Origin of the sequence: Pseudomonas arsenicoxydans (genome assembly GCF_006438915.1) — a bacterium.
GTDB classification, from domain to species: Bacteria; Pseudomonadota; Gammaproteobacteria; order Pseudomonadales; family Pseudomonadaceae; genus Aquipseudomonas; species Aquipseudomonas arsenicoxydans_A.
On record NZ_RCZE01000010.1, the window covers coordinates 144,155 to 170,008 of the forward strand.

General features: G+C 57.6%; 19 protein-coding genes. 12 read left to right on the forward strand and 7 right to left on the reverse strand.

The annotated features are described in order from the left end of the window. The first annotated feature begins 134 nt into the window (after positions 1-134). From EAH78_RS21025 to EAH78_RS21055, 7 genes are all read left to right on the forward strand, one after another. The gene (locus EAH78_RS21025; RefSeq protein WP_140669248.1) at positions 135-1,292 is read left to right on the forward strand and encodes an efflux RND transporter periplasmic adaptor subunit; all 1,158 of its coding nucleotides are present in this window, start codon (positions 135-137) and stop codon (positions 1,290-1,292) included. A gap of 14 nt (positions 1,293-1,306) precedes the next feature. Further along, complete coding sequence (locus EAH78_RS21030; protein ID WP_140669249.1) at positions 1,307-4,402, forward strand: efflux RND transporter permease subunit; 3,096 nt, start codon at positions 1,307-1,309, stop codon at positions 4,400-4,402. 200 nt (positions 4,403-4,602) lie between these two features. Next, positions 4,603-5,505 (forward strand): hypothetical protein, encoded by a 903-nt coding sequence (locus EAH78_RS21035; protein WP_140669250.1) that lies wholly within the window; start codon positions 4,603-4,605, stop codon positions 5,503-5,505. A 97-nt stretch (positions 5,506-5,602) separates the two neighbouring features. Then, the gene (locus EAH78_RS21040; RefSeq protein WP_140669251.1) at positions 5,603-6,244 is read left to right on the forward strand and encodes a DUF1345 domain-containing protein; all 642 of its coding nucleotides are present in this window, start codon (positions 5,603-5,605) and stop codon (positions 6,242-6,244) included. Between the two features lie 76 nt (positions 6,245-6,320). Next, positions 6,321-7,160 (forward strand): AraC family transcriptional regulator, encoded by an 840-nt coding sequence (locus tag EAH78_RS21045; protein ID WP_140669252.1) that lies wholly within the window; start codon positions 6,321-6,323, stop codon positions 7,158-7,160. Positions 7,161-7,208: 48 nt separating this feature from the next. Beyond that, entirely contained in the window at positions 7,209-7,841 is a 633-nt protein-coding gene (locus EAH78_RS21050) for a LysE family translocator (protein WP_140669253.1), read from the forward strand. Between the two features lie 186 nt (positions 7,842-8,027). Then, a complete protein-coding gene (locus EAH78_RS21055) occupies positions 8,028-8,456 on the forward strand; it encodes a hypothetical protein (RefSeq protein ID WP_140669254.1) in 429 nt (142 codons plus the stop codon). Positions 8,457-8,527: 71 nt separating this feature from the next. Here EAH78_RS21055 and EAH78_RS21060 read toward each other — a convergent pair whose 3' ends face one another. The 3 genes from EAH78_RS21060 to EAH78_RS21070 form a co-directional block, all read right to left on the reverse strand. Then, entirely contained in the window at positions 8,528-11,059 is a 2,532-nt protein-coding gene (locus EAH78_RS21060) for an autotransporter outer membrane beta-barrel domain-containing protein (RefSeq protein ID WP_140669255.1), read from the reverse strand. Positions 11,060-11,306: 247 nt separating this feature from the next. Next, a complete protein-coding gene (locus EAH78_RS21065; RefSeq protein WP_140669256.1) occupies positions 11,307-13,367 on the reverse strand; it encodes a hypothetical protein in 2,061 nt (686 codons plus the stop codon). Between the two features lie 189 nt (positions 13,368-13,556). Further along, positions 13,557-14,381 (reverse strand): hypothetical protein, encoded by an 825-nt coding sequence (locus EAH78_RS21070; RefSeq protein ID WP_140669257.1) that lies wholly within the window; start codon positions 14,379-14,381, stop codon positions 13,557-13,559. A 267-nt stretch (positions 14,382-14,648) separates the two neighbouring features. Between EAH78_RS21070 and EAH78_RS21075 the strand changes: the two genes are divergently transcribed. From EAH78_RS21075 to EAH78_RS21095, 5 genes are all read left to right on the forward strand, one after another. Next, positions 14,649-15,674, forward strand: a complete 1,026-nt coding sequence (locus EAH78_RS21075; protein WP_140669258.1) for a LacI family DNA-binding transcriptional regulator — start codon at positions 14,649-14,651, stop codon at positions 15,672-15,674. Positions 15,675-15,841: 167 nt separating this feature from the next. Next, a complete protein-coding gene (locus EAH78_RS21080; protein WP_140669259.1) occupies positions 15,842-16,624 on the forward strand; it encodes a sugar phosphate isomerase/epimerase family protein in 783 nt (260 codons plus the stop codon). Beyond that, the gene (locus EAH78_RS21085) at positions 16,617-17,681 is read left to right on the forward strand and encodes a sugar kinase (protein WP_140669260.1); all 1,065 of its coding nucleotides are present in this window, start codon (positions 16,617-16,619) and stop codon (positions 17,679-17,681) included. The genes EAH78_RS21080 and EAH78_RS21085 overlap by 8 nt, the downstream gene beginning before the upstream one ends. 42 nt (positions 17,682-17,723) lie before the next feature. After that, positions 17,724-19,022 carry an MFS transporter gene (locus EAH78_RS21090; RefSeq protein ID WP_140669261.1) on the forward strand — a complete coding sequence of 433 codons (1,299 nt, stop codon included), beginning with the start codon at positions 17,724-17,726 and terminating at the stop codon, positions 19,020-19,022. Between the two features lie 21 nt (positions 19,023-19,043). Further along, positions 19,044-20,021, forward strand: coding sequence for a 2-hydroxyacid dehydrogenase (locus EAH78_RS21095; RefSeq protein ID WP_140669262.1), 978 nt, complete (start codon positions 19,044-19,046; stop codon positions 20,019-20,021). A 127-nt stretch (positions 20,022-20,148) separates the two neighbouring features. Here EAH78_RS21095 and EAH78_RS21100 read toward each other — a convergent pair whose 3' ends face one another. The 4 genes from EAH78_RS21100 to EAH78_RS21115 form a co-directional block, all read right to left on the reverse strand. Beyond that, a complete protein-coding gene (locus EAH78_RS21100) occupies positions 20,149-21,336 on the reverse strand; it encodes a pyridoxal phosphate-dependent aminotransferase (RefSeq protein WP_140669263.1) in 1,188 nt (395 codons plus the stop codon). A 42-nt stretch (positions 21,337-21,378) separates the two neighbouring features. Beyond that, positions 21,379-23,004, reverse strand: a complete 1,626-nt coding sequence (locus tag EAH78_RS21105) for a methyl-accepting chemotaxis protein (RefSeq protein ID WP_140669264.1) — start codon at positions 23,002-23,004, stop codon at positions 21,379-21,381. A 317-nt stretch (positions 23,005-23,321) separates the two neighbouring features. Further along, positions 23,322-24,464: a glycerate kinase gene (locus EAH78_RS21110; RefSeq protein ID WP_140669265.1), complete on the reverse strand. Its 1,143-nt coding sequence runs from the start codon at positions 24,462-24,464 to the stop codon at positions 23,322-23,324. A gap of 250 nt (positions 24,465-24,714) precedes the next feature. Then, positions 24,715-25,827, reverse strand: a complete 1,113-nt coding sequence (locus EAH78_RS21115; RefSeq protein WP_140669266.1) for a sugar diacid recognition domain-containing protein — start codon at positions 25,825-25,827, stop codon at positions 24,715-24,717. Between the last annotated feature and the right edge of the window lie 27 nt (positions 25,828-25,854).

Below are 25,854 nucleotides of genomic sequence, written 5' to 3' on the forward strand. Positions count from 1 at the left end.
AGTCGCCAAGGATATACGCCCTAACCCCCGCCTGAGTAAAACCCTTACACAATTTCACAGAGCACCAACAAAGCTTCACCGCTACCCTCGTCGGCGCCCCGTAGGATGCGGGTGGTCATTATTGGGGTATTTCCATGTCGAAGAATCTGCTTGCCACGCTCGGCCTGCTCGCACTGGCGCTGATGCTGAGCGCCTGTGACAAGTCCTCCACCGCCGAAGAACAGGCTCCGTTGGCCACCGTGCGTATCGAAACCATTGAAGCCCGCCCCCTGTCGATCACCAGCGAATTGAGCGGGCGGATTGCTGCGCCACGGATCGCCGAGGTTCGCGCCCGTGTCGCCGGCGTCGTGTTGCAACGCACCTTCAACGAAGGCAGCGATGTGAAAAAAGGCGATGTGCTGTTCCGGATCGATCCGGCACCGTTCAAGGCTGACCTGGACAGCGCCGAAGCGGCGTTGCGCAAGGCCGAGGCCAATGCGTTCCAGGCCCGCCTGCAAGAGCAGCGCTATGCCCAGTTGATCGAAGGCAACGCCATCAGCGGCCAGGATTACGACAACGCCCGCGCCAACGTCCGGCAAACCGCGGCCGACGTCGCCGCCAACAAAGCCGCCGTGGAACGGGCAAAACTCAACCTCGGCTACGCCACCGTCACCGCACCGATTTCCGGTCGCGTCGGCCGTGCGCTGGTGACCGAAGGTGCGCTGGTCGGGCAGAACGAAACCACGCCACTGGCGCTGATTCAGCAGCTCAACCCCATTCATGCCGACCTGACCCAGTCGACCCGCGAACTCAATGACCTGCGCCGCGCTTTCCGCTCCGGCCAGTTGCAGCAAGTCGGTCAGGGCCAGGCCAAAGCTACGTTGATTCAAGACGACGGCAGCCTCTACCCGCTACCGGGCAAGTTGCTGTTCACCGACATCACCGTCGATCCGAGCACTGGCCAGATCATCCTGCGCAGCGAATTCCCCAACCCGGACCTCGACTTGCTGCCCGGCAGTTTCGTGCGGGTGCGTCTGGAGCAAGCGGTAAACCAGCAAGGCATCAGCGTGCCGCAACGGGCGATCCAGCGTGACAGCGCCGGCATCGCTCACGTGTTGCTGTTGGACCCCGAGCAGCGCGTCGGCCTGCAACCGATTGAACTGGGTGCGGTTCAGGATGATCGCTGGATCGTCACCGGTGGCCTCAAGCCTGGCGACCGCATCGTCACCGAAGGCCTGCAACATGCCAAGCCCGGTGAAAAAGTCCAGATCGACAACACCCCTCTTCCACTTGCCCAGGTTTCCGGGCAGTAAGCAGGACGCTTTTTATGCCGCAGTTCTTTATTGATCGCCCGGTGTTTGCCTGGGTGGTTGCCTTGTTCATCCTGCTGGCCGGCGCATTGGCCATTCCGCAGTTGCCCGTGGCGCAATACCCCGACGTTGCACCGCCGCAAATTGAAATTTACGCCCAGTACCCGGGCGCTTCGGCCCAGACCGTGGACGAGAGCGTGGTCAGCCTGATCGAGGAAGAGCTCAACGGCGCCGATCATCTGCTGTATTTCGAATCCCAGAGCAGCCTCGGCAGCGCGACGATCAAAGCCACTTTCCAGCCGGGTACCAACCCGGAGATGGCCCAGGTCGATGTGCAAAACCGCCTCAAAGTGGTGGAGTCGCGCCTGCCGCAAGCGGTCAATCAGCAAGGCTTGCAGGTGGAGAAAGTCTCCGCCGGTTTCCTGTTGCTGATCACCCTGACCTCCAGCGACGGCAAGCTCGACGACGTGGCGCTCAGTGATTACCTGGCGCGCAACGTGATGAACGAGATCAAGCGTCTGGACGGCGTCGGCAAGGCCCAGCTGTACGGTGCCGAACGGGCGATGCGTATCTGGATCGACCCGCAGAAGCTGATCGGCTTCAACTTGACCCCGGCCGACGTCAACGCCGCCATCGTCGCGCAAAACGCCCAGGTCTCGGCCGGCAGCATTGGCGATTTGCCGACCCGCACCACCCAGGAAATTACCGCGACCATTCTGGTGAAGGGCCAATTGTCGACGCCGGAAGAATTTGCCGACATCGTGCTCAAGGCCAATCCCGACGGTTCCACCGTGCGCATTGGCGACGTCGCAAGGGTCGAGATCGGCAGTCAGGAATACAACTTCTCCACCCGCCTGAATGGCAAACCGTCGACCGCCGTCAGCGTGCAACTGGCGCCGGGCGCCAATGCGTTGAGCACCGCTACACTGGTGCGGGCGAAGATGGACGAACTGGCGCGCTACTTCCCGGCGGGCGTTGAATACAAAATCCCCTACGACACTTCGCCGTTCGTCAAAGTCTCGATCACCAAAGTGGTTTACACCCTCGGCGAGGCGATGCTGCTGGTGTTTGCGGTGATGTTCCTGTTCCTGCAAAACATCCGTTACACGCTGATCCCGACGCTGGTGGTGCCGGTGGCGTTGATGGGCACCTTTGCGACCATGCTCGCGCTGGGCTTCTCGATCAACGTGCTGACCATGTTCGGCATGGTGCTGGCCATCGGTATTCTGGTGGACGACGCCATTGTGGTGGTGGAGAACGTCGAGCGGATTATGGCCACCGAAGGCCTGTCGCCCAAGGAAGCGACGCGCAAGGCGATGACGCAGATCACCGGGGCAATCATCGGCATCACGCTGGTGCTGGTGGCGGTGTTTATTCCGATGGCGTTCATGCAGGGTTCGGTCGGAGTGATTTACCAGCAGTTCTCGCTGTCGATGGCCACCTCGATTCTGTTCTCGGCGTTCCTGGCGCTGACATTGACCCCGGCGTTGTGCGCCACGCTGCTCAAGCCGATTGCCAAGGGCGAGCATCATGAAAAGAGTGGCTTCTTTGGTTGGTTCAACCGTGGCTTCGAGCGCTTGACCGAGCGCTATCAAGGCTGGGTCGCCTACGCGCTGAAACGCACCGGTCGATATCTGCTGATCTATGGCGTGCTGCTGATCGGTCTGGGCGTGTGTTTCAGTCGTCTGCCCTCCTCGTTCCTGCCGGTCGAGGATCAGGGTTACACCATCACCGACATTCAGCTGCCACCGGGCGCGAGCAAGAACCGTACGGTGCAGGTGGTTGAGCAGATTGAAGCGCACAACGCCACCGAACCGGGGATTGGCGACAGCACGATCATTCTCGGCTTCAGTTTTTCCGGTAGCGGGCAGAACGCCGCGCTGTCGTTTGCCACGCTCAAGGATTGGTCCGAGCGCAGCAGCGACGATTCGGCGAGCTCGATTGCCGACCGAGCCAACGTTGCTCTGAGCCAGATCAAGGATGCTGTGGTGTTCTCGGTTCTGCCGCCACCGGTTGACGGTCTCGGTACGTCCAGCGGTTTCGAGTTCCGTTTGCAGGACCGTGGCGGCCTTGGTCATGCCACGCTGATGCAGGCGCGCAGCGAACTGCTCGCCGCTGCCGAGAAGAGCCCGATCCTGATGAACGTGCGCGAAAGTGCCTTGGCCGAGGCGCCGCAAGTGCAACTGGAAGTCGACCGCAAGCAAGCCAACGCGCTGGGCGTGTCCTTTGCCGACATCGGCAATGTACTGTCCACCGCCGTCGGTTCGGCGTACATCAACGACTTCCCCAATCAGGGGCGGATGCAGCGGGTGGTGGTGCAGGCCGAAGGCGATCAACGCAGTCAGGTGGCTGATCTGCTGAAGATGCACGTACGCAATACCAACGGAAAAATGGTGCCCTTGTCGGCCTTCGTCCAGGCCAAATGGACCCAAGGCCCGGCGCAACTGACGCGGTATAACGGCTACCCGGCGATTGCCATTTCAGGCGAACCGTCGCCGGGTCACAGCACCGGTGAAGCCATGGCGGAAATCGAGCGGCTGGTAGCACAAGGGCCGGCGGGATTGGGCCAGGAATGGACCGGGTTGTCGTTACAGGAACGCTTGTCCGGCAGTCAGGCACCGATTCTGCTCGGGCTGTCGCTGCTGATCGTGTTCCTGTGTCTGGCGGCGCTGTATGAGAGCTGGTCGATTCCAACGTCGGTGTTGCTGGTGGTGCCGCTGGGTGTTCTCGGTGCCGTACTGGCCGTGACCTTTCGCGGGATGCCCAACGACGTGTTCTTCAAAGTCGGCTTGATCACCATCATCGGCCTGTCGGCGAAGAACGCCATCCTGATCATCGAGTTCGCCAAGAGCCTGTATGACGAGGGGCACGACCTGGTCGACGCGACCTTGCAAGCGGCCCGCTTGCGCTTGCGACCGATTGTGATGACTTCACTGGCCTTCATCCTTGGCGTGGTGCCGTTGGCGATTGCCACCGGAGCCAGCTCGGCGAGCCAACAAGCGATTGGCACCGGGGTGATTGGCGGAATGATCACGGCAACATTGGCAGTGGTGTTTGTGCCGGTGTTTTTTGTGGTGGTGATGAAATGGGTGAAGCGCATGAATAAAGGGTGAATACCGCCCACGCGGGTGACAACAATAGTGTTCACCCGCTGAACACAAGTCTGGACTCAGCCAGCAAAAAAACCACTATGGTTATAAGAAACAGGGCGCTTACACCTGCTATATCTGACAGTTTCCGAGGCGAGATCAAATACATATGCTGTTTCCTGCCGTACGGCAATTACGTCTTCCCTACCGGTTCAGGAGCGCATATGGAAATCACCACCACGGGCACTATCACCGCGGACTTGAGTGACGGATCAAAGTTTCGTGGAGTCAAGCAAGCGAATCTTTACCGTGACCCTATGTATAATTTTTGGGTCGCAAATTCAGCTGATGTAAAAGACGACTGGCAAAGCTTCTTGATCTTCCTACGGATACCCGTCGAGGGGGATGTAACGAACAAGGAGTATTCCATTGACAGTGACTACTCAAACCTTACTACCGCCAAGGCAACCTGGATCGATGTTCAGGGTGCTGGCTGGGCGCCTTCTCCGGCTTATTCGGGCAAAATAATTGTAACGATCAATACCAAGCAACAAACTGTAACGGGTACTTTCAATTTCACCGCCCGCCTTCCAGAAAACAAGGAGCTTGTCGTCAGTAACGGCTCGGTGGATATGAAAGACTTTGACGAAGTCCGGGCAACTTCAAAGGCGGAGGCTACCGGCACCTTCACGGCGACACTTGAGGGCGGCGCGTATAAGGAATACGCAGCCAATCAATTTCAGCTCGCAGCACGCCCCGGGAATCCGGAGGTAGGCCTGAAGGTTCCACATTGGTGGGCCTGGTCCCAGAACTATTCCGATGGTGTACCCAACCGCTCGCTGGATATAGTCAATATCTTATTTGCACGCGACCTCGGACCTGGCACTTATGACCTGGCCTTATTCAAGGATGAAATCTTCGTCAGTTACCTCGAAATGTATCCGGGAGCGGCAGTCTATCCAGCAAAAAGCGGCAAACTGGTGGTTGAGGAAGTGCCCGCGAATGGTTCATCGCATGGTTTGTTCAAGGGCCGCCTGGAATTCATCAGTGAAGAAGCCTCCAACGGGAGGCGAATTACGTTTAAAAACGGAGTTTTCACGTTCGACAGTAATCCTCAAACCCCTTGACGCTGTTGACCTGCCCTTGATTGACCTGAAAGGCAGCGCTTGATGCACCACTCACGGCAAGGCTATGGTGCTGCAAAGCCCCTGACCGTGAGTCTCCATGCCCTTCCTCGCTCGCACCCACCCTCGCCTGTCCGCCGCCGCCCTCCTTGGCGTCGCGGCAGGCATTCTGGCTCCAGCCGATTCGGTCATCAGCAAAATTCTCATCGGCTGGAATGTCGGGGTCTGGACGTACCTGATCCTGATGCTGTGGCTGGCCACGCGCGCCAAAGCCCCGGACGTGAAGCGCATTGCCGAAGTCGAAGATGAAAACGCCGGGCTGGTGCTGTTCGTGGTGTGCATCGCCGCCATTGCCAGCCTCGCGACCATCACCTTCGAACTCGCCGGCAGCAAAGACCTGGATACCAGTCGCAAGCTGCTGCATTACGGCTTTACCGCGCTAACGGTTATCGGCTCATGGCTTTTGATCGGGGTTATTTTCAGCGTGCACTACGCACGTCTTTTCTACACCTGGGACGGTAAAGACCTTGCGCTGCGCTTTGCCGAAGGGCTGGAAACCCCCAATTACTGGGACTTCCTGTATTTCTCGTTCACCATCGGCGTGGCGGTGCAGACTTCGGATGTAGGCGTGGCGACACGGGGCATTCGCAAAGTCGTGCTGGCGCAATCACTGATCGGCTTTTTGTTCAACACGGCGATTCTCGGGTTCTCGATCAACATTGCCGCGGGACTGTTCGGTTAGTCGCTGCACAAACGTTCTAGCCACCCAACCCGATGGGCGCGTTAAATAGGTCGGCAATCCGTCTCACAGGTGCAGCATGACCACTCACAACTGGATCGATCTGGCCCAGGACGCCGACACCGGCATCGAGACCTTGCGCGCGCATTTCGAAGGCCATGCCTATGATCCGCACTGGCATGACAGTTATCTGGTGGGTGTGACCGAACAAGGTGTCCAGCAATTCAATTGCCGCCGCACAAAACATCAGAGCACGCCGGGCAAGGTGTTTCTGCTGGAGCCGGGCGACATCCACGACGGCGAAGCGCCGACAGAGGATGGCTTCACCTATCGCATGCTCTACCTCGACCCGCAGTGGTTGCAGCGGGAACTGAGCGCGGTGTTCGAAAATGCGCCGGACAACAGTCAATTGAGTTTCGCCAACACATTGGCCAGCGACGCACGGTTGGCGGTTGCCACCAGTCTGGCGTTTCAAACCTTGCATGGTGGCGAACTGAAAATCGTCCGCCAGACCGCACTCGACGGCTTGCTCGAACGCCTGACCAGCCACCTGCACTGGCGCGACCGCTATGGCGAGGATCCGCGCCTGCCACTGGTGGCGCAGAGGGCTCGGGAGTATCTGCACGCCAACGCTCAATACGATATAGGCCTTGACCAACTCTCCGCTGCTACAGGCATCGACCGCTTCCGTCTGACCCGAGCATTCAAGGCTGCGTATGGCCTGGCGCCGCACGCCTATCTGGTGCAATTGCGCCTCGCAACCGCCCGGAGACTGCTGGCCCGTGGCGAACAACCTGCGGCGGTGGCGATGGAGTTGGGGTTTGCCGATCAAAGTCACTTGGGACGCTGGTTCGTCCGGGCTTACGGGTTGACGCCGGCGATGTACCGCAAGCGCTGCTCAAACCTTCCAGACCGTTGACTCCGGAGCTGTAACGATCGATTTTTCGATTTGATCCTGGAGTCTCTCGTGTTGCTATCGTTGAATACCCTGCTGCCATTTTTGTGCTTCGCTTTTGTCGCTTCGATTACCCCCGGGCCCACAAATATTCTGGTGCTAAGCCATAGCGCGCGCTATGGATTCAAGGCCGTGCTGCCGATTATCTTTGGCGCCAGCATCAGTGCTGCGAGCATGGTGTTATTGGTGGGTTGTGGATTCGGCGAGAGTTTGAACCAGTACGCCTTGCTGCCAGCGGTAATGAAGGGGCTCGGGGTCATCGGATTGAGCTATCTGGCGTGGCAGATCTTTCATTCACCTCCTCATTCCTTCAATCAACTTTCCCTTGATAGTCCACGTCGTGCAGGTTTCTGGGCAGCGGCGTGCCTGCAATGGATAAACCCCAAGACCTGGATGATGGCCATGGCGGTTGTTGGTGTATTCAGTACTACCGGTGAGGATCATTTGCTTCATGTGATGTGTTTGAGCCTGGGTTTTCTGTTAGTCGCACTACCCTGTCTGGGGGTATGGGGGGGCCTCGGGGTGGGTAGCGCCCGACTTATCGGAAGTGACCGGGCGCAAATAAACTTCAATCGGTTCATGGGCTTTCTATTGTTGGCGTCGACATGGGCTGGGGCGCTGATCACGGAGGCTCCCTCCACATGAAATCAGCTCGAAAACCTGTTTATCTCTGACCAAAACAATAAACTAAAAAATCACAGTTCATGCCCCGTGTAAACTGTCAGGTATGACAGTTTACACGGGGCATGTGATGCGCTTTGATGGCTTATCCATAAGTAAGACCGCCAACGAGGTCTTGGATACCTCAAACTTGCATAGAGGACTTAAATCATGAAAGCCAGTATTCGACTACATCTCGACGTACCCTACTTCATCGGAAACATCGATAAGACTCCGTTTGATGCCAACCAAAAAGAGGTAAGAGACGACAACTTACCCCCTCCGTTTGAGAATCATTATATTTTTGCAGCTACTCAGCGAGAACCCGATTTAAGCTACAGGGAAATCCGGATCATTCTACCGAAATCCCTGGAATACAAGACTTACCGATTAACAGATGCTGAGAACCCGGTGCACGTTGAGTACATTAGTGAAGCCGGCAGCGACATCAATGTCTACAAAGGGATTGAAGGCACTATCGAACTATTCGAGTCCCATGAATCCAACGCTGTGGCCGCTACGTTCAAGGTCAAGGTCGAGGATGACAATCACGATACAGAACTGGACATTGACGGCAGTTTCGACATGTTACTTCCATGACAGATCGAAACACACAAAAAAATACCCCGAGTTTATTCGGGGTATTTTAAGTTCAGCATATATACCAGTCTTTAAAAGTAGTAGCTTAAACCCACACTGGCGTTCCAGCTCAGATCGATAGCTTCACCTTTACTTCCTCCCACTTCACCATAAAGCTGCCAGTTCTTCTGCGCAGGGGTCCAGTTCATCCCAACAGTATATTCAACACTGGTATCGGAAGGGCTGCTTTCAAAATCATCGTCATTGACCTGCACATCACTGTTTTTCACGAACTCACGCCCTAATGCTACGCGCATCCTTGGTTGCAATATGCTGCCATTATCGAGAGCGAACTCACGACCAGCGGACACCCCTACTTTAGCCAACAGTGACCGCGCCGCCTCGGCATCGACTTCCAGGCCATTATCCAGACGATATTGCTTGCCTTCCACTGCAGCCAGACCGGCTTGAGCAAACGGCTCAATAAAAACGCCCTTATCGAAGCGAATATGTTTGCCAACTTCCACCGTTGCACTGACGCCAAGGTTTTTATAGTGACCTTTGCTGCGGGTGCCATCACTCATTGTGACCTTGGCTTTGTTGTCAAATTGGTTGACCTTGCCTACTACGTCCACGTACATGCCACTGGCAACGTCGAGCAATGTGCCATAGACACCCCCATTGAGGCTGCGCACTGTCGCCGAAGAGCCGTTCTTGAGATCTATTTCGGTGCGTCCATCCCCCACAAATGCGCCGATCAGCCATTGTTGACCACCGAGTTGCGCCTGGGTATCGGCGCCTAGTGCGAAACCACTCTGGTACTGGGTGTATCCGCCGCCGTAGGCATTGGAAACGTTGTACTGGTTGCTATAGGTGCGCATCCATACACTGTTGCTGAGGTTTTTTATCGAAGCATCGCTTCGAGCCATCGCCGACGGGTTTCCACCGCTGCCAAGACGACGATCACCCAGTCGACTGTTGAGCGTGGTCATTTCGCCACTGAGGATGCTTGACGCGCTGCCTGCAATCGCCAGGACGGTATTGGTGGAGGTACTGACAGTCTGGTTGGGTTGAAGGAACAGTCCCTCACCGTCCCGCAGCAATCCGTAGGTGCGTGAACCGGCATCTACCAGCCTATCCAGAGCGAAGCTTCCACCCCCACCGGCGATGTTGCCTATTTTCACCAGGTCGGAACTCTCTGGATTGGTGCCGCGCGCCGTTACCTGAAGTGTGTGTTCACCACTGGCACTCTTCGTGACATTCAGGAAGTCGGTACGGTTGGTGTCCACGTCCGTGTGCATGATGAAAGTGCCGTTGCCAGACAAGTTCTCGACATCCAGTTGGTGGAACGCGTCTTCACCCCCCAAACGGACAACACCCGCATCAAGCGCCAGGTTTCGTACTGCGCTATTGCCGGTTGTCATCCATTGGCCACTGTTCCTGATATGGACATCAGAGGAACCTTCAATTTGACCAGTCAGCGTGGCGCCATGATCCACCGAGACGGTAGTGGCGGTCAGTACATCGCCTGACATGGAAGAACCATGGTCGAGCGACAGACTGGTCAGACCGCTCACATTTCCATTGAGAATGGCGCCATTATCGATCGCAACTTGTGCATCAGTGCCGGCCTGAGCAAGCACATTGCCGGTCATTACACTTTGGCCATCCAGCACGACCTGAGAGACGTTCTGCAAATCGCCATTCAATCTGGCGTGATTTTGCAATCGGGTCATCGCGGTACTACCGGCGTCGACCACCACGTTACCCGTCACCGAACTGTTATCAATGGTCAGCCCCACCGTTGCCCCGTTCTGTACCTCGAGGATATTGCCGTTACCACCTTCCAGCCTGGAACCGTTGAGCACGTGGATGTCGGCTTTCGCCCCTTGCAAGTTCAACAAACGGGTGGAAATCGCAGCGCCGGTTTCCCCTTTGATCAGTGCGTTATCCAGGACGACAGATGAGACTTCCTCTCGGCCAGGCTCGCTTCCAATGCGCAAGCCCACATCGCCGCCGATGATCGAGCTTTGTGTGGCAGAGACTGATCCATTCATGAGCCTGACACCGTCAGAAGTCGCGCCAGTAGCACGGATGGCGCTGTTCTGCAGACTGAGTACACCAAGACCGTTGACCTGCGCACCGATATTGGTCGCCGTCACGGTGCTGCCGCGCAGCATTACGCTGGAACCGGATTGATCCTGAATGTTACGTGTCAAAATCAGACCTGTAGCATTGCTCGTCACGTTGCTGTTTGTGAGTTCGGCACGACTGCTCGCAAGACGGATCGCAGCCCCGGAACCCGACGTGTTTGCAACCGTCCCACCGGTCATTGCCATGACCGACAGTCGTTCAAGAGCAATCTGTTGGTTACTTCCTCCATTGACCAGAAGCGTCGCACTCACTGCTCCGATATCTCCCGTATGGGCATCATTGGCCGTCAGTTCTGAGCGCGTGTTCAATGTCCAGGATTGAAACGGTATGGTGCCATCAATCGTGCGGATTTCATCTGGATTCAAAACCCCGGCGTTAGCCACAGAGACAGACAACATCACCAGCGTAAAGGAAGGTATTCCCATTCGCTTGCCTAATAAGTCGAAATTGAAAGATGGTGTAGTAAGCATGCCAGTAGCCCTTAGTAAAGTCCTCCGCCAAAGAGGGAACAAAATCCAGCGTCGAACAATCAATGTGGAAAGCGCGCCGAAGATTACAGGCGCAGCCCTTACTTCTCTGTAGGACTAATCTGAAGATCTAGAGGAATTAGGCTTCAGCCTCCATCCTTGATGGTTCTCATCGTAAGAATTCGTAGGAAAAATCACACCCAATCAATATAAACTTCACAGCCCTATTGATTGGGTGCCCCTTCACTCGTTAACCCTCACTGCCTGCGCCCAACTCCTCGCAATATTGAAGACTGCTGTTGCGAACCCTTACAGGATGCATCTCCTTATCCGATTCGAACGTCGTTCCACCAAGTTTGATTTCGTACCATATCTGCGCGTAATAAAAAGTGACTGGGTTAGTGGGCGGTGTCGCTTGTTGTATTGTCTTGAAGAGTAGATATTCCATATCAAATACAAGATCGCCTCCACCTACCGGCATCTTTTCAGTTTTTGTGAAAGTCACGTCGGCGATCGGATCGGTGGCAGCTTCGTTTTTCCAGGCGAGCATTTGCATGGTGACGTCCCTTCCGACCGGCAGATCTCGATGGCCACCGGGTGCCGACACTTTAAGCGGCGGTACGGCCACTACCCCCTCGTCTACAGTCCGAGGCACCATCGTCTTGCAGGTGATATATCGCTTACCACCCAGCTCGATAAATGGACCTTTGTGGGGATCCAGGTTGATCTCGAATGTTTCGACTAACACTTCGACGGCAGGCACTTGACGCATTACGTTAGGATTGCCGGGATATTCGAGGGTGTAGTAAGCCTCGATATCTCCCAGTCCGGCGGGGAAAATCAACTCATACGCCACATCTGCAAAGACGGTGGCATCAGTATTTTTCATTTCTGCCGTTCCGACTGGTTCGCCGTCCCAATAGAAAGTCACTAATGCATCTTCAAGTAGATCGGGGGCGCCGGTCCATCTGGTAGCGGTGAAGCGAACCGGTTGGCCGATGTCCAGGGTAGTAAGGTGATTCTTGTCCCCGCCCCCCGCGCGCCCGTGAACTTCAACCGGCAGCAAATTATCGTTATCCAGTTCAGGCAACGTATCAGGTGGTACCCCCGGGAATACGAAGTTGACGAATATTGTCGTTGGCGGAATGTAAGGGATGGCAGGATCCGCGCCACGTTTTAATGAATATTCGATTTCTACAGTCTTCTCCGCTGTGGCGCCTGTCGTAACTTCATCCAGAATTTCGTAAGTAAGCTTCATTTCAAACTTGGTGGCAGACGCGCCTAGCTCTCTGCTTCCCAGCACTTTATCTGTATCGCCTCTGACTGTAATGGTTACAAGATCCTTCGGATCGCCATTGTCGGGGTAGTCAAACTCGCAGAAAATTTCTTTGCCGGCAGGTAAAAACGTACCAAGACTGATCGCCTCTGTATGATTGGGGCCGGCCGCCGGCACTCGTAATGGTTTGAGCACGGGAGGCGGCAAAAACTTGATCGGCAGTGTGGGTGCGCCGGCAATGACAGAGTCCTGGGATATGTTTTGTGGTGCGTCATGCAACCTATATCGATGGTACAAACCTCCGTTAGGAAGAGTTTTCAGTTTGGCGAGAGGTATTTTGAATTCTCCTACCGCCGGATCAGCTGTAGCCGTAACAACGCCTCGATAATATTCGGGCATGCTCGTGGTCGTGCCAGATCGATTAGCGATGCAGAAAATGATTTCATCATTCGCTGCCCGGTTGGGATAGTTGATGGGGATATTGACTACCAATCCGTCGGGGTATTTAGCAGCCCAGGCGTCGTCAATTGCCTCTCCCCCAGCAATATCCTGATTCGCAAAGGTCGCGAAGGGCGGAGGTGTCCTGCTGAATGGTTTTTTTACATAATAAGGTGGATTTTTGTCGACAAAGAACTTCATTGGAGTTGAACTATCTTCGATTCCAAGTCCGTCCTCAATATGGAACCGACAGTAATACTCCGTTGGTCCTGGAATATCCGGATCATCCGGAATCAGACTATTAGGCACATCGATATTGACGGGAAAAAAGTCTGAGAAATCTTCTGGAATATCAACTTTCCCAAGTTCTTTTTCAACTTCCCCGACCCTGTTACCCATTACCCTTGCAACGCCGCCACCAAACAAACCTTCTTTGAGTTCCATTAGCGTGACTTTGATTGTAGGCTTATTCAACTCAACCAACCGGATTCGGCCATCGCCTGGTATCATACCGACAATCTCTGGCGGATCGGCGTACAGTCCAATACGGGTTTTTTTACGCGGCATTTCGTTTTCGGCATTCTCTTTAACAGACATTTGCACTCTCCTTTTTCACATTAAGCCAAATGGCTTGACGCGCTCCATCAGCCCGAATACTACTTAGCCGCCCTTGAAGGCCAACGTTTAAAGCACGGACCAATGCAGCAAAGTTTTACATTTGATTGACTCACGACCTTTGGTTCAAAGATGTAGTCCTGCTACACATTAAAAAAACAGCGGAATGATTCATGGCGAATAGCAAGGCTTTTCATGTCCCGCGATAATCCTGTCTATCTTTGCCAACGCTGCGCGAGATCTTCCAAATATTCGCCCTCCACGGGCAATGGTATATATTGCAGTGAGCGAGTCATTATTAATCAGCGCCTTTATGCAAGGAGCAAAAGGCAAATGTTGAATAAAGCCTTTTTTTATTTCGTCATCAGTTAATCTTTTTGTAAACGTCTCAACGGCCTCGGGAACTACGTCAACGTCACCTTCGCCAGGGGATCCGTTAAGGGATCGATAACCTTGAAAGTGAAGAGAGAATTGGTCACCTTCAAGCGCCAAAGGCTGCGGTGCAATGGCTATATCAACACCCGATGTCAAAGGAGGCACGGTAAAACAGTTGTAATAACCCCACAGGGTCAAATTAAGGAAGTCGGCTTCCTCGAGCATTTCCTCAGGCGCTTGGGTGTGATCGATAATCAATTGTTTGCGTGGTGATGGATCCTGCATCCCGAACGCAGTGACGATGTAATAGAGAAACGCAGTGCCATCTATGGCCATCCGTGCTGGAGTAATCGGTACTTCAATTTCGGAGGGGACAATCCCTGTCGGATAGTCGTCCTCAAAGATAGAAGTCTCCGCGCCCCCCTGAAACCAAAACACTTCGAGATGGTCATCAAACGATGTTTCAGCCCAGCGTGTTATTCGAGCCACGGTACCACTAGCCAGAATTGGCAAGGGAATGAGGCCATTAACATCAGTTACACCATCTACGGTGATCGGATCTGCCAATGAACCAGCCATCTTGCGTAAAGCCTCTTCTGTTGATTGATTAACCCGAGACATTTTGAAACTCCTCCGCAGATGGCGTTGGCAGGTAAGCCCATGCATTTGAAAACCCACAACCTTTGGTACCGATTAAGAACCGGCGATGTTTTATTGGCTACTGTCAGATCTGACAGGTTTAGTTGCCGCTCGTCGGATTTACCATGTCATCCCTGTGTGCGGAGGACCGTGACGTATTGACGCAGCCCCCCTGTTTGATGCCTTATGAAACCGGTTTCAGCATGCCATCGCTGTACACCTGAAAAATCCAACAACAAGGTGCCAGACGTGAACGACTTCTCCGCCGCCCAACGCAGCCGCGTCACCATGCTCGACGTCGCCGAACACGCCGGTGTCTCCAAGGCCAGCGTCTCGCGCTTCATCGGCGATGACCGCGCCTTGCTCTCAGACGCCATTGCCTTGCGCATCGAGCAGGCGATTGCCGAACTCGGCTATCGCCCCAACCAGATGGCCCGCGGCTTGAAACGCGGGCGCACTCGCCTGATCGGCATGCTGGTGGCCGATATCCGCAACCCTTATTCGATTGCCGTGATGCACGGGGTGGAAACCGCCTGCCGTCAACACGGCTACAGCCTGGTGGTGTGCAATACCGATCGCGATGACGAGCAGGAACGTCAGCACCTGGCGTTGCTGCGCTCGTACAACATCGAAGGCTTGATCGTGAACACCCTGGGTCATCACCGCGATGAGCTGCGCGAGTTGCATCGGGAAATGCCGATGGTGCTGGTGGATCGCAAGGTCGAGCAGCTTGAGAGTGATCTGGTCGGGCTGGACAACCCGGCCGCCGTTGAAATGGCCCTCGCCCATTTGCAGGAGCGCGGTTATCGCGAGGTGCTGATGGTGACGGAACCGTTTGACGGCACCAGTTCGCGGATTGAACGGGTCAGCAGTTTCAAGGCGCAGATCGCGCAACGCGCTGCTTTAACCGGCGCGGTAGTTGAGACCGGCAACGATCTGACCTCACAGCTGAAAACCTTCCTGAACACACCCGGTGCTGGCCCAAAAGCGTTGTTTTGTGCCAATGGCATTGCGGCGCTGGCCAGTACGCATTCGTTGCGTGAATTGCAGTGCAATCTATTTGAGGACATCGGGGTGATCGCGCTGGATGACCTGGATTGGTATCCGTTGGTGGGCAGCGGCATCACAGCGCTGGCTCAGCCGACGGCGGAGATAGGCGCGAGTGCGTTTGAGTGTTTGCTCAAGCGGTTGCGTGGGGATGTCGGGGCGGTGCGGACGATGGATTTTTCGGCGCGGTTGATTGTGCGTGGGTCGACTCTGGGGGATTTGCGGTGAATGTTCCGGCCTCTTCGCGAGCAAGCCCGCTCCCACATTGGTTTTGTGTACGCCACAGATCCCTGTGGGAGCGGGCTTGCTCGCGAAGAGGCCCTTAAGAACAACACAACACTCAAGACAGCCCTTTTTTTGAACAAAAATGAAACCGGTTTCAGAGGTGCAGAACAATGAATAAACCACCTGTTTCCATCAGCCTGTCGAGCTACGGCGCCGACCTCGTCCGCCAACGCGGCCAAGGCAGTTTTATCGACGTCTTGGCTGCTGCCGGCGCCACACGCATTGAATGGCGTGAAGAGTTGCTGACCGATGAAGACTCACGGCAACTGGCCGAGGACACACACTCCCAAGGCATGGAAAGTATCTACTCTTCGCCGATGGAGCTGTGGCTGGCCGGTCAGTCGAAACCCAATCCTGAGCTGCGCGTCACCCTTGAACGCGCCCAGGCGTTCGGCGCCAAATGGCTGAAAGTGTCGCTGGGCTATTTCACCGATAACAATGACTTGCAGGCCCTGAACCGCGTGCTGGCCCAGAGCCCGGTGCAACTGCTGGTGGAAAACGACCAGACGTTGCACGGCGGCCGTATCGAACCGTTTCAGCGCTTTTTCGGCGAAGTGGAGCAACACAACCTGCCGATCAAAATGACCTTCGACATTGGTAACTGGCACTGGCAGGACCAATCCGCCGCCAGCGCCGCCCGATTGCTTGGCCGGCATGTCGGTTACTTGCACTGCAAAGCCGTGACCCGCCGTGCCGACGGAAAATTGGTCGCGATCCCGCCAACCGCCAATGACGTGCAGGAGTGGGAACAACTGCTGCGGCACATGGCCCAAGGCGTTATGCGGGCGGCGGAGTATCCGCTGCAAGGCGATGACCTGGTGCAATTGACCACCGAACACGTCGCCACCCTCGCCCGCCTCGGTCAATCCCGCCTGGAGAGCGCTCATGCCTGAGTTCGATATTCTGTCGTTCGGCGAAACCATGGCGATGTTCGTCGCCGAGCAGAACGGTGATCTAGCCGACGTGAGCCAGTTCCACAAGCGCATTGCCGGGGCCGACAGCAATGTTGCGATTGGCCTGTCACGGCTGGGTTTCAACGTGGCGTGGTTGAGCCGGGTGGGTGCTGATTCGCTGGGCCGGTTTGTCATCGACACACTGGAAAAAGAAGGCCTGGATTGCAGCAACGTCGCCATCGACCCGGCGCACCCGACCGGTTTTCAGCTCAAGTCCCGTACTGACGATGGCAGCGATCCCGCCGTCGAGTATTTCCGTCGAAGTTCGGCCGCCAGTCACTTGTCGGTGCAATCGATCTCCCCGCCATTGCTCAACGCCCGGCACTTGCACGCCACCGGCATTCCACCGGCGCTGTCTGCGACTGCCCGGGAAATGGCCTTCGAACTGATGACCCGCATGCGCAATGCCGGACGTAGCGTGTCGTTCGACCCAAACCTGCGCCCAAGCCTGTGGGCCAGCGAACAACTGATGATTACCGAAATCAACCGCCTCGCCGCCCTTGCCCATTGGGTGCTACCCGGGTTGAGTGAAGGCCGTTTGCTGACCGGATTTGAAGACCCGGCGGATATTGCGGCTTTTTACCTCGATCAGGGTGCAGAAGCGGTGGCGATCAAACTCGGCCCGCACGGGGCGTATTACCGCACGCCACTGGATCAGGGGTTTGTCGCGGGCGTACCGGTGCAAACCGTGGTGGATACGGTCGGCGCTGGCGATGGCTTTGCGGTCGGGATGATCAGCGCGTTGCTGGAAAATCACAGCGTCGCCGATGCGGTGCGTCGTGCCAACTGGATTGGCAGTCGAGCGGTGCAGAGTCGGGGCGATATGGAAGGGTTGCCGACCCGAGCCGAGATGTTTGCCGAGTTTGAAGCCGCCGTTCGCGAGCAAGCCCGCTCCCACATTCAATCGGATTTGCCCTCCCATTCTGTGTACGACACAGATTCAAATGTGGGAGCGGGCTTGCTCGCGAAGAGGCCCGCACAAACACTGAAGATGTAACTACCTGCTGCGACAAAAACAACAAGCTCAGGAGCACCACCCATGAAAACCGCCTCACTCGCCACCCGCCGCTGGTGGTACATCATGCCCATCGTGTTCATCACTTACAGCCTGGCGTATCTGGACCGCGCCAACTATGGCTTCGCCGCCGCCTCCGGCATGGCCGCCGACCTGATGATCACGCCGGGCCTGTCGTCGATGCTCGGCGCACTGTTCTTCCTCGGCTACTTTTTCTTCCAGGTGCCGGGCGCAATCTATGCCCAGAAACACAGCGTCAAGAAGCTGATTTTCGTCAGCCTGATTCTCTGGGGCGGGCTCGCGACGCTGACCGGGATCGTCTCCAACGCCTACTGGCTGGTCGTCATCCGCTTCATGCTCGGCGTGGTCGAAGCCGCTGTGATGCCCGCGATGCTGGTGTACCTGTGCCACTGGTTCACCCGTGCCGAACGCTCGCGCGCCAACACATTCCTGATCCTCGGCAACCCGGTGACCATGCTCTGGATGTCGGTGGTGTCGGGCTATCTGGTGCAGCATTTCAGCTGGCGCTGGATGTTCATCATCGAAGGGTTGCCGGCGGTGCTGTGGGCGTTTATCTGGTGGCGCCTGGCCGATGACCGGCCGGCCGAGGCCAAATGGCTGACCGACCAAGAGAAGCAGGATCTGCAAAGCGCCCTCGCCGCCGAACAGGTCGGGATCAAAGCGGTGAAGAACTACGCCGAAGCCTTTCGCTCACCGAAAGTCATCATCCTGGCCTTGCAGTTTTTCTGCTGGAGCATTGGTGTCTACGGCTTCGTGCTGTGGTTGCCGTCGATCCTCAAGGCTGGCGCGCAGATGGACATGATCGAGGCCGGCTGGCTCTCGGCGCTGCCGTATCTGGCCGCCGTGATCGGCATGCTGCTGGTGTCCTGGGGCTCGGACAAATTGCAGAAGCGCAAACGTTTCGTCTGGCCGCCGCTGCTGATTGCCTCCATTGCGTTCTACGGCTCTTACGCGTTGGGCGCTGAACATTTCTGGTGGTCCTACACGCTGTTGGTGATTGCCGGCGCCTGCATGTATGCGCCGTACGGGCCGTTTTTCGCCATCGTCCCGGAGATCCTTCCGGCCAACGTGGCGGGCGGTGCTATGGCGTTGATCAACAGCATGGGCGCGCTCGGTTCGTTTGGCGGCTCGTACCTGGTCGGCTACTTGAACAGCTCCACCGGCTCGCCCGGCGCTTCTTACTTGCTGATGAGCGGCGCGTTGATGCTCTCGGTGGTGCTGACGATTTTCCTCAAGCCCGGCGCCAGTGACCGCGTCGTGGCCGAGGTCGACGTGCATCGGCCAGCGGCCGCTAACCCTTGATTTGAAGTTGAGATGATGACGATGAAAAAGCAGGTTGTGCTGTACAAGAAACTCTCACCGCTGCTCATGGCGCGCCTGCATGAGCAGACCGAGGTGACACTGATCGACAACCTCACCCCCGAGGGCCTCGCACAACTGCGCACTGCCCTGCCCCGCGCCCATGGTCTACTCGGTGCGAGTCTGAAACTGGATGCGCAGTTATTGGACCTGGCGCCGAACCTTGAAGCCATCGCCAGCGTGTCGGTCGGCGTCGACAACTACGACATCGATTACCTCACCGAGCGCCGCATCCTGCTAAGCAACACGCCGGATGTGCTGACTGAAACCACGGCGGACACCGGTTTCGCACTGATTCTGGCGACCGCCCGGCGTGTAGTGGAACTGGCGAACATGGTTCGCAACGGCCAATGGACGCGCAACATCGGCCCGGTTCATTTCGGCACCGATGTGCATGGCAAGACGCTGGGCATCATCGGCATGGGCCGTATTGGTGAAGCCTTGGCTCAGCGCGGGCATTTCGGGTTTGGTATGCCGGTGATTTATCACAGTCATTCGCCGAAACCAGCCGTGGAAGCGCGATTCAGTGCGCAGTACCGAAGCCTGACGGAGCTTTTGCAGCAGGCTGATTTCATTTGCCTGACCTTGCCGCTGACGGCTGAAACCGAAGGGTTGATCGGCGCCGAAGCGTTCGCCTTGATGCGTCCGGAGAGTATTTTCATCAACATTTCCCGGGGCAAGGTGGTGGACGAAGCGGCGCTGATCGAGGCGCTGCGGTCAGGGCAGATTCGGGCGGCCGGGCTGGATGTGTTTGAGCGTGAGCCGCTGCAGGCGGATTCGCCGCTGTTGACGTTGAACAACGTGGTGGCGACCCCGCACATGGGGTCGGCGACGCATGAGACGCGGGAGGCGATGGCGCGGTGTGCGGTGGATAATCTGCTAATGGCGTTGGCGGGAGAGCGGCCAAAAAATCTGGTGAATGCCTCGGTGTGGCAGGCTTAAGACATTTGGCGTTTGTTAGTCAGCCTTCGCGGGCAAGCCCGCTCCCACATTTGATTTGTGAACGACACAAAATTAATGTGGGAGCGGGCTTGCTCGCGAAGGGGCCATCAAGTTCGCCGAAAATCTTTCAGGCTCTACGCGCTTCTAACAAATCTGCCGCACACAGCGCAATCCGCCGACACGCATCCGCCAGTTTCACTTGATCCACCACCAACCCGATCCGGATATGCCCCGCCGCACTCGGCCCGAACGCCTCGCCAGCCAGTACGGACACGCCATAACCCTCCAGCAATCGTTCGGCAAAACCTTGGGCGCCGACCCCGGTCTGGCGCACATCGACCATCACAAACATCCCGCCATCGGGACGGATTGGCCGGATACCGGGGCAACCGCTCAACCGCGTACACACCAGATCCCGGCGCTGACGATATTCCTCACGCATCATCGCCACTTCCGGCAGGTCCTGATCCAGCGCCAATTGCGCCGCGTTCTGGATAAAGTCTGGAATCCCGAACAACATGCACAACGACAGATTCACCAAATGCTCGGCCATGGGTTTCGGGCCAATCACCCAGCCGACCCGCCAGCCGCTCATAGCGTGGGATTTGGACAGGCTATTGATGGTCGCGGTACGCTCGGCCATGCCGGGCAAACTCGCGGGGCTGGTGTGTTCGCCCTCGAACAGCAGATCGCTGTAGACCTCATCGCTGATCAACCACAGGTCATGGCGCACGCACAACGCGGCGAGCGCTTGCCAGGTGGACAGCGGCAAACTGGCGCCGGATGGATTGTTGGGACTGTTGAGCAGGATGACCCGGGTTTTCGGCGTAATCAGTGCCGCGACGTCCGACGGGTCGACGCGAAAGCCGTTCTCCGGGCGCACCGCCACCGGCACTACTTTGGCGGCACAGGCGCCGAAAACGCCTTCATAGGTCACGTACATTGGCTCGGCGACGATCACTTCATCGCCCGGATCGAGCAGGCATTGCGCAACCGAGTACACGGCGCATTGCGCCCCCGGAAACACGATCACATGATCGGCGTCCACCGCCTGGCCACTGCGCTGACGATGGCGCCGGGCGATGCTGCTGCGCAGTCCACGACTGCCGCGCACCTCCGGGTAATGGGTGTCGCCGGCCTGCAAGCTGTTGATGGCGGCCTGGACAATCGGTGGTGGCGTGTCGAAATCCGGGTCGCCGATCGACAGCAGCAGGACATCAATGCCCTGCTCGCGCATGTCCAGCGCTCGGTCATGAATCTGCCAGGCTGCCGCTCCGTCACCAGCGATTCGTTGGGTCAAGGCTGAATAGCGCATGTCGTTCTCCTGTCGCGCGCGGACTCCAGCCTCAACCCTACCTCAAATCACGAAACGCGCCACCATCGCGTTCAAATCCACCGCCAGACGCGACAGTTCATGGGTGGCGACGCTGGTCTGGTTGGCACCGGTGGCGGACTGGAGGGCCAGGTCGCGGATGTTCACCAGGTTGCGGTCGACTTCGCGGGACACCTGCGCCTGTTCTTCCGAAGCGCTGGCGATCACCAGGTTGCGTTCGTTGATCAAGTGGATCGACTGGGTGATCTGCTCCAGCGCGACACCGGCGGCGCGGGCCATTTCCAGGGTGCTTTGGGTGCGCTGGTTGCTTTGCTGCATCGACGAAACCGCTTCGCCGGTGCCGTTCTGGATGCCGGCGACCATTTTTTCGATTTCCTGGGTCGACTGCGCAGTGCGATGGGCCAATGCCCGCACCTCATCGGCCACCACGGCAAAACCCCGTCCGGCTTCACCGGCCCGGGCGGCTTCGATGGCGGCGTTAAGCGCCAAGAGGTTGGTTTGTTCGGCAATGGCGCGGATCACGTCCAGCACCTTGCCGATATCACGGCCCTGAGCGGCCAGGCCTTCGATCATCACCGAGGTGTTTTGCACGTCGTGGGTCATGGTCTGGATTGCGTTGACAGTTTCCACCACACGGTCACGACCTTCGCGCGCCGCTTGGGTCGACTGGCTGGAAGCTTCGGACGTCGACACCGCGTTGCGCGCGACTTCTTCCACGGCGGCGGTCATTTCGTTGACGGCAGTGGCGGCTTGTTCGATTTCGTTGTTTTGCTGTTGCAGGCCGCGAGAGGCTTCCTCGGTCACGGTGCTGAGTTCTTCAGCGGCGGCGCCCAGTTGCGTGGCGGAACCGGCGATCTGTTCGATGGTTTGGCGCAGGTTGGTTTGCATGGCGGCCAAGGCGCCGAGCAAACGGGCCGGTTCGTCCTTGCCGTCAATCTCGATGGCTTTGGTGAGGTTGCCGCCGGCGATGGTTTCGGCCGCCTGCACCGCGCGGTTCAGCGGGGTGACGATGCTGCGGGTCAGCAGCCAGGCCAGCAACACGGTCAACAGCGCAGCGATCACAGCGACCACGACGATGCCGGTAATCGCGCTGCTGTAATGCTCGCCTGCCTCAGCGGAAGCGGCTTTGGCGTAGCTGTTGTTGAGCGCGACCAGCTTATTGAGTTGCTCGCCCATTTGGTCGGTGCCGTCCTTGATCCGTGTATTGATCAGGGTGCGCATCTCGTCCAGCTGATTCTGCCGGGACAGGTCCATCATCTGGTTCTGGGCTTGTATATAGCTATCCAGCGTGCCCAAAAAGGTTTTGTACAGCGCAGCTTCATCTGGCTGAGCGGGCAAGGCCGCGTAACTGGCCTGGGCGCTACGCAGTTTATCCATCAGGACGCCGATGCGTGTCTGGGCTTCCTGCAAAGCGGCGGGTTCGCGGTTAATCAACACACGGAAAGAAAGAATCCGCAGCCGCAAGACGTTTTCGGTCATGTTGCCCAGAAAGCCGACACTGGGTAACTGCGTGCTTTCCATATCAATGGAGGCTTGGCGGATGATCGACATGCGGTTCACGGCAAACACACCCAGCACGATGACGAGCAAGGCAATGAAGGCAAAACCGAGGAAAGCTCGTGGCGCGATATTCAGATTACGCAGGGACATAGGATGATTCTCGGATGATTGAGGCTGCGAGCATCCTTGCCGGTGATCACTGAAGGGGCGTTCCTTCAGCTCGGCGCCACTGTCGAATCGGGTGTGTGAGCGTCTATAGGCTGTATCGGCCGAAGATGAGGATTTTTGCGGGGGTTGGCGAAATATATTTCGAGGGGGTATGAAGCACCTGAATGGGGCACGCTCTTGTGGCGAGGGAGCTTGCTCCCGCTCGGGTGCGCAGCAGCCGTCGCTTTTTGGGGCCGCTACGCAGCCCAGCGGGAGCAAGCTCCCTCGCCACAGAGAATCATTTTTCCTCCAGATCGGGGTCAGTCAGAGCGAACTGCGATTCGCCAGACCCGTGCGATGTCGCGGGCGCGGTCTTGCAACAACCGTGGTGCTTCGGCGCACGCCTGTTCCAGCGTCATCGGCCCACTCGCCAAGGCAAACGCCGCATCGATGCCGTGCTCGTACAACGCCTGATAACCCTCGCCCAACGTGCCCGCGATCACGATCACCGGCACGCCATTGTGCCGGGCAATCCGCGCCACGCCGAACGGTGTCTTGCCGCGCAAGGTCTGCGCATCGAATCGCCCTTCGCCGGTAATCACCAGGTCGGCGCCCTGCATGGCTTGCGCCAAGCCGACCAATTCGGCAACCACGTCCACGCCGGCCTGAAATTGCGCGCCGAGAAACGCCTTGGCGGCAAATCCCAGACCGCCCGCGGCGCCGCTGCCCGGTTCGTCCTTGACGTCGCGACCCAATGCATCAGCGCACCGTTCGGCAAAGTGTCCAAGTGCGTTATCCAGTTGCTTAACTTGTTCGGGAGATGCGCCTTTTTGTGGGCCGAAAATGACTGAAGCGCCGTGGGGACCGCACAGTGGATTGGTGACATCGGCTGCAATGTCGAAGCGCACTTCAGCCAGACGCGGGTCAATGTTGCTCAGATCAATGCGCTCCAGATGCGCCAACGCCAAACCGCCCGGTGCCAGGGATTGCCCCTGTGCATCCAGCAACTTCACGCCCAGCGCCTGCATGGCCCCGGCGCCGCCATCATTGGTGGCGCTGCCGCCAATCGCCAGAATCACCCGTTGCGCCCCGGCATCGAGGGCGGCGCGAATCAGTTCGCCGGTGCCGAAGGTGCTGCTGACGCACGCATCGCGTTTTTCCAGTGGGACCAATTGCAAGCCACTGGCCTCGGCCATTTCGATGATCGCGGTGTGGTTGTGCGGCAGCCAGCCCCATGCGGCGTTGACGGTTGCGCCGAGCGGCCCCCGGACATTCGTGCGGCGCAATTCGCCCTCGCACGCCGCCAGAATCGACTCGACCGTGCCTTCGCCACCGTCGGCCATTGGACATTTGACCAATTGCGCGTTCGGCCAAACAGTGGCGAGGCCCAACGCAATGGCGTCGGCCACCCCTTGGGCGCTGAGGCTGTCCTTGAACGAATCGGGGGCGATGACGATTTTCATGCGAATTCTCCAGTTCCAATGCGCTCCATGCTGCCAGTAGCACCGGACAATAACGCCAGTCCGCTGCACAAGTGGGGGTGGCGTTTATTGTTCATTTTCACAAAACCGTGCGTACCGATCCGGTATTGATGTTGGCTGTTAGTCCGTCATCGCGAGCAAGCTTGGCGCCCACAGGGGTTTTGTGAACATCGCAAGTCCACTGTGGAGCCGAGCTGGCTCGCGATGGCGTCCGTGATATCACCACACACCCTCACTCTGTTTCCGGCAGAAGCTGCACGCCGAGGTAGAGCGCGAGCATGCCGTCCAGCTTCAGCGGATCCACCCCACTCAACTCGGCAATCCGCTCCATCCGATAGCGCAAGCTGTTGCGATGAATCCCCAACGCATCAGCACACGCCTGGCTCTGCCCGTCGTGATCACACCAACTGCGCAGCGTCGCCAACAGTTGGCCGTTACCATCCTTGGCGATGACTTTGCGCAGCGGTTTAAGCAGTTCGTCCAGCGCATCGTCATTGCGATGCCGCCACAACATCACCGGCAATCGATAACGGGTCAGCGTCAGCAAGCGCGAACGCGGCAACACATCGCGCCCATACGCCAGTAAGTCACCCACACGCCGGTAACAGCGCCGCAGCCCGGACAAGCCATCGGCCTGCCCGCCCACAGCAATACGCAGAATATTCCAGCCAAGGCCGTCGAGTTTTTCCAGCAGCCGATCATTCTCGATGGATTGCGAGGCCGGCCGGCACCACAACAACGACGACTTCGCCGAACTCACGCACCAACTGTCCGGGTAACGCGAGGTCAGCCAGGCGCTCAGCGCTTCAACGGTTTGCGCCGGGCCGTGTTCCATGCCCATTTCAAACAGGTAAGGCACCCGCGTCATCTGCGGCTTGAGCCCCAATTGCTGCGCTTCGTCGAGCAAGCGCGGCGAGTCCCCCGCCTCACTCAGCAGCAACGCGAGCAGATCGTCGCAACGCTGACGCCGCCATTGCTGTTCGGCTTGCTGGTTACGCTGGCCGACCAGCATTTCGGCAGTCATTCGCACCAGCTCGGCATAGGTACGCAGCGCCTCGGGCTCGCCGGTAATGCCGAGCACACCAATCAAACGCCCATCCAGCAGCAGCGGCAAGTTAATGCCCGGCTGCACACCCTTGAGATGAATCGCAGTCTGCGCGTCGATTTCCACTACCCGGCCGTTGGCCAGCACCAGTTGCGCGCCCTCGTGGCGGGTGTTGATGCGCTCCGGTTCGCCGCTGCCGAGAATCAATCCCTGGCTGTCCATGACGTTGACGTTGTACGGCAGGATGGCCATCGCCCGGTCGACGATGTCCTGGGCCAGGTCGTGATCGAGTTCGAACATATCGGGATCCTTGAAAACGGGGTGGGA

What these genes read in the sequence shown, in the direction of transcription:
- EAH78_RS21100 (WP_140669263.1), bottom strand. Translation starts at nt 21,336, where the DNA reads ATGCGCTATTCAGCCTTGACCCAACGAATCGCTGGTGACGGAGCGGCA.
- EAH78_RS21025 (WP_140669248.1), top strand. Translation starts at nt 135, where the DNA reads ATGTCGAAGAATCTGCTTGCCACGCTCGGCCTGCTCGCACTGGCGCTG.
- EAH78_RS21045 (WP_140669252.1), top strand. Translation starts at nt 6,321, where the DNA reads ATGACCACTCACAACTGGATCGATCTGGCCCAGGACGCCGACACCGGC.
- EAH78_RS21065 (WP_140669256.1), bottom strand. Translation starts at nt 13,367, where the DNA reads ATGTCTGTTAAAGAGAATGCCGAAAACGAAATGCCGCGTAAAAAAACC.
- EAH78_RS21115 (WP_140669266.1), bottom strand. Translation starts at nt 25,827, where the DNA reads ATGTTCGAACTCGATCACGACCTGGCCCAGGACATCGTCGACCGGGCG.
- EAH78_RS21105 (WP_140669264.1), bottom strand. Translation starts at nt 23,004, where the DNA reads ATGTCCCTGCGTAATCTGAATATCGCGCCACGAGCTTTCCTCGGTTTT.
- EAH78_RS21040 (WP_140669251.1), top strand. Translation starts at nt 5,603, where the DNA reads ATGCCCTTCCTCGCTCGCACCCACCCTCGCCTGTCCGCCGCCGCCCTC.
- EAH78_RS21090 (WP_140669261.1), top strand. Translation starts at nt 17,724, where the DNA reads ATGAAAACCGCCTCACTCGCCACCCGCCGCTGGTGGTACATCATGCCC.
- EAH78_RS21085 (WP_140669260.1), top strand. Translation starts at nt 16,617, where the DNA reads ATGCCTGAGTTCGATATTCTGTCGTTCGGCGAAACCATGGCGATGTTC.
- EAH78_RS21035 (WP_140669250.1), top strand. Translation starts at nt 4,603, where the DNA reads ATGGAAATCACCACCACGGGCACTATCACCGCGGACTTGAGTGACGGA.
- EAH78_RS21080 (WP_140669259.1), top strand. Translation starts at nt 15,842, where the DNA reads ATGAATAAACCACCTGTTTCCATCAGCCTGTCGAGCTACGGCGCCGAC.
- EAH78_RS21110 (WP_140669265.1), bottom strand. Translation starts at nt 24,464, where the DNA reads ATGAAAATCGTCATCGCCCCCGATTCGTTCAAGGACAGCCTCAGCGCC.
- EAH78_RS21095 (WP_140669262.1), top strand. Translation starts at nt 19,044, where the DNA reads ATGAAAAAGCAGGTTGTGCTGTACAAGAAACTCTCACCGCTGCTCATG.
- EAH78_RS21055 (WP_140669254.1), top strand. Translation starts at nt 8,028, where the DNA reads ATGAAAGCCAGTATTCGACTACATCTCGACGTACCCTACTTCATCGGA.
- EAH78_RS21070 (WP_140669257.1), bottom strand. Translation starts at nt 14,381, where the DNA reads ATGTCTCGGGTTAATCAATCAACAGAAGAGGCTTTACGCAAGATGGCT.
- EAH78_RS21060 (WP_140669255.1), bottom strand. Translation starts at nt 11,059, where the DNA reads ATGCTTACTACACCATCTTTCAATTTCGACTTATTAGGCAAGCGAATG.
- EAH78_RS21030 (WP_140669249.1), top strand. Translation starts at nt 1,307, where the DNA reads ATGCCGCAGTTCTTTATTGATCGCCCGGTGTTTGCCTGGGTGGTTGCC.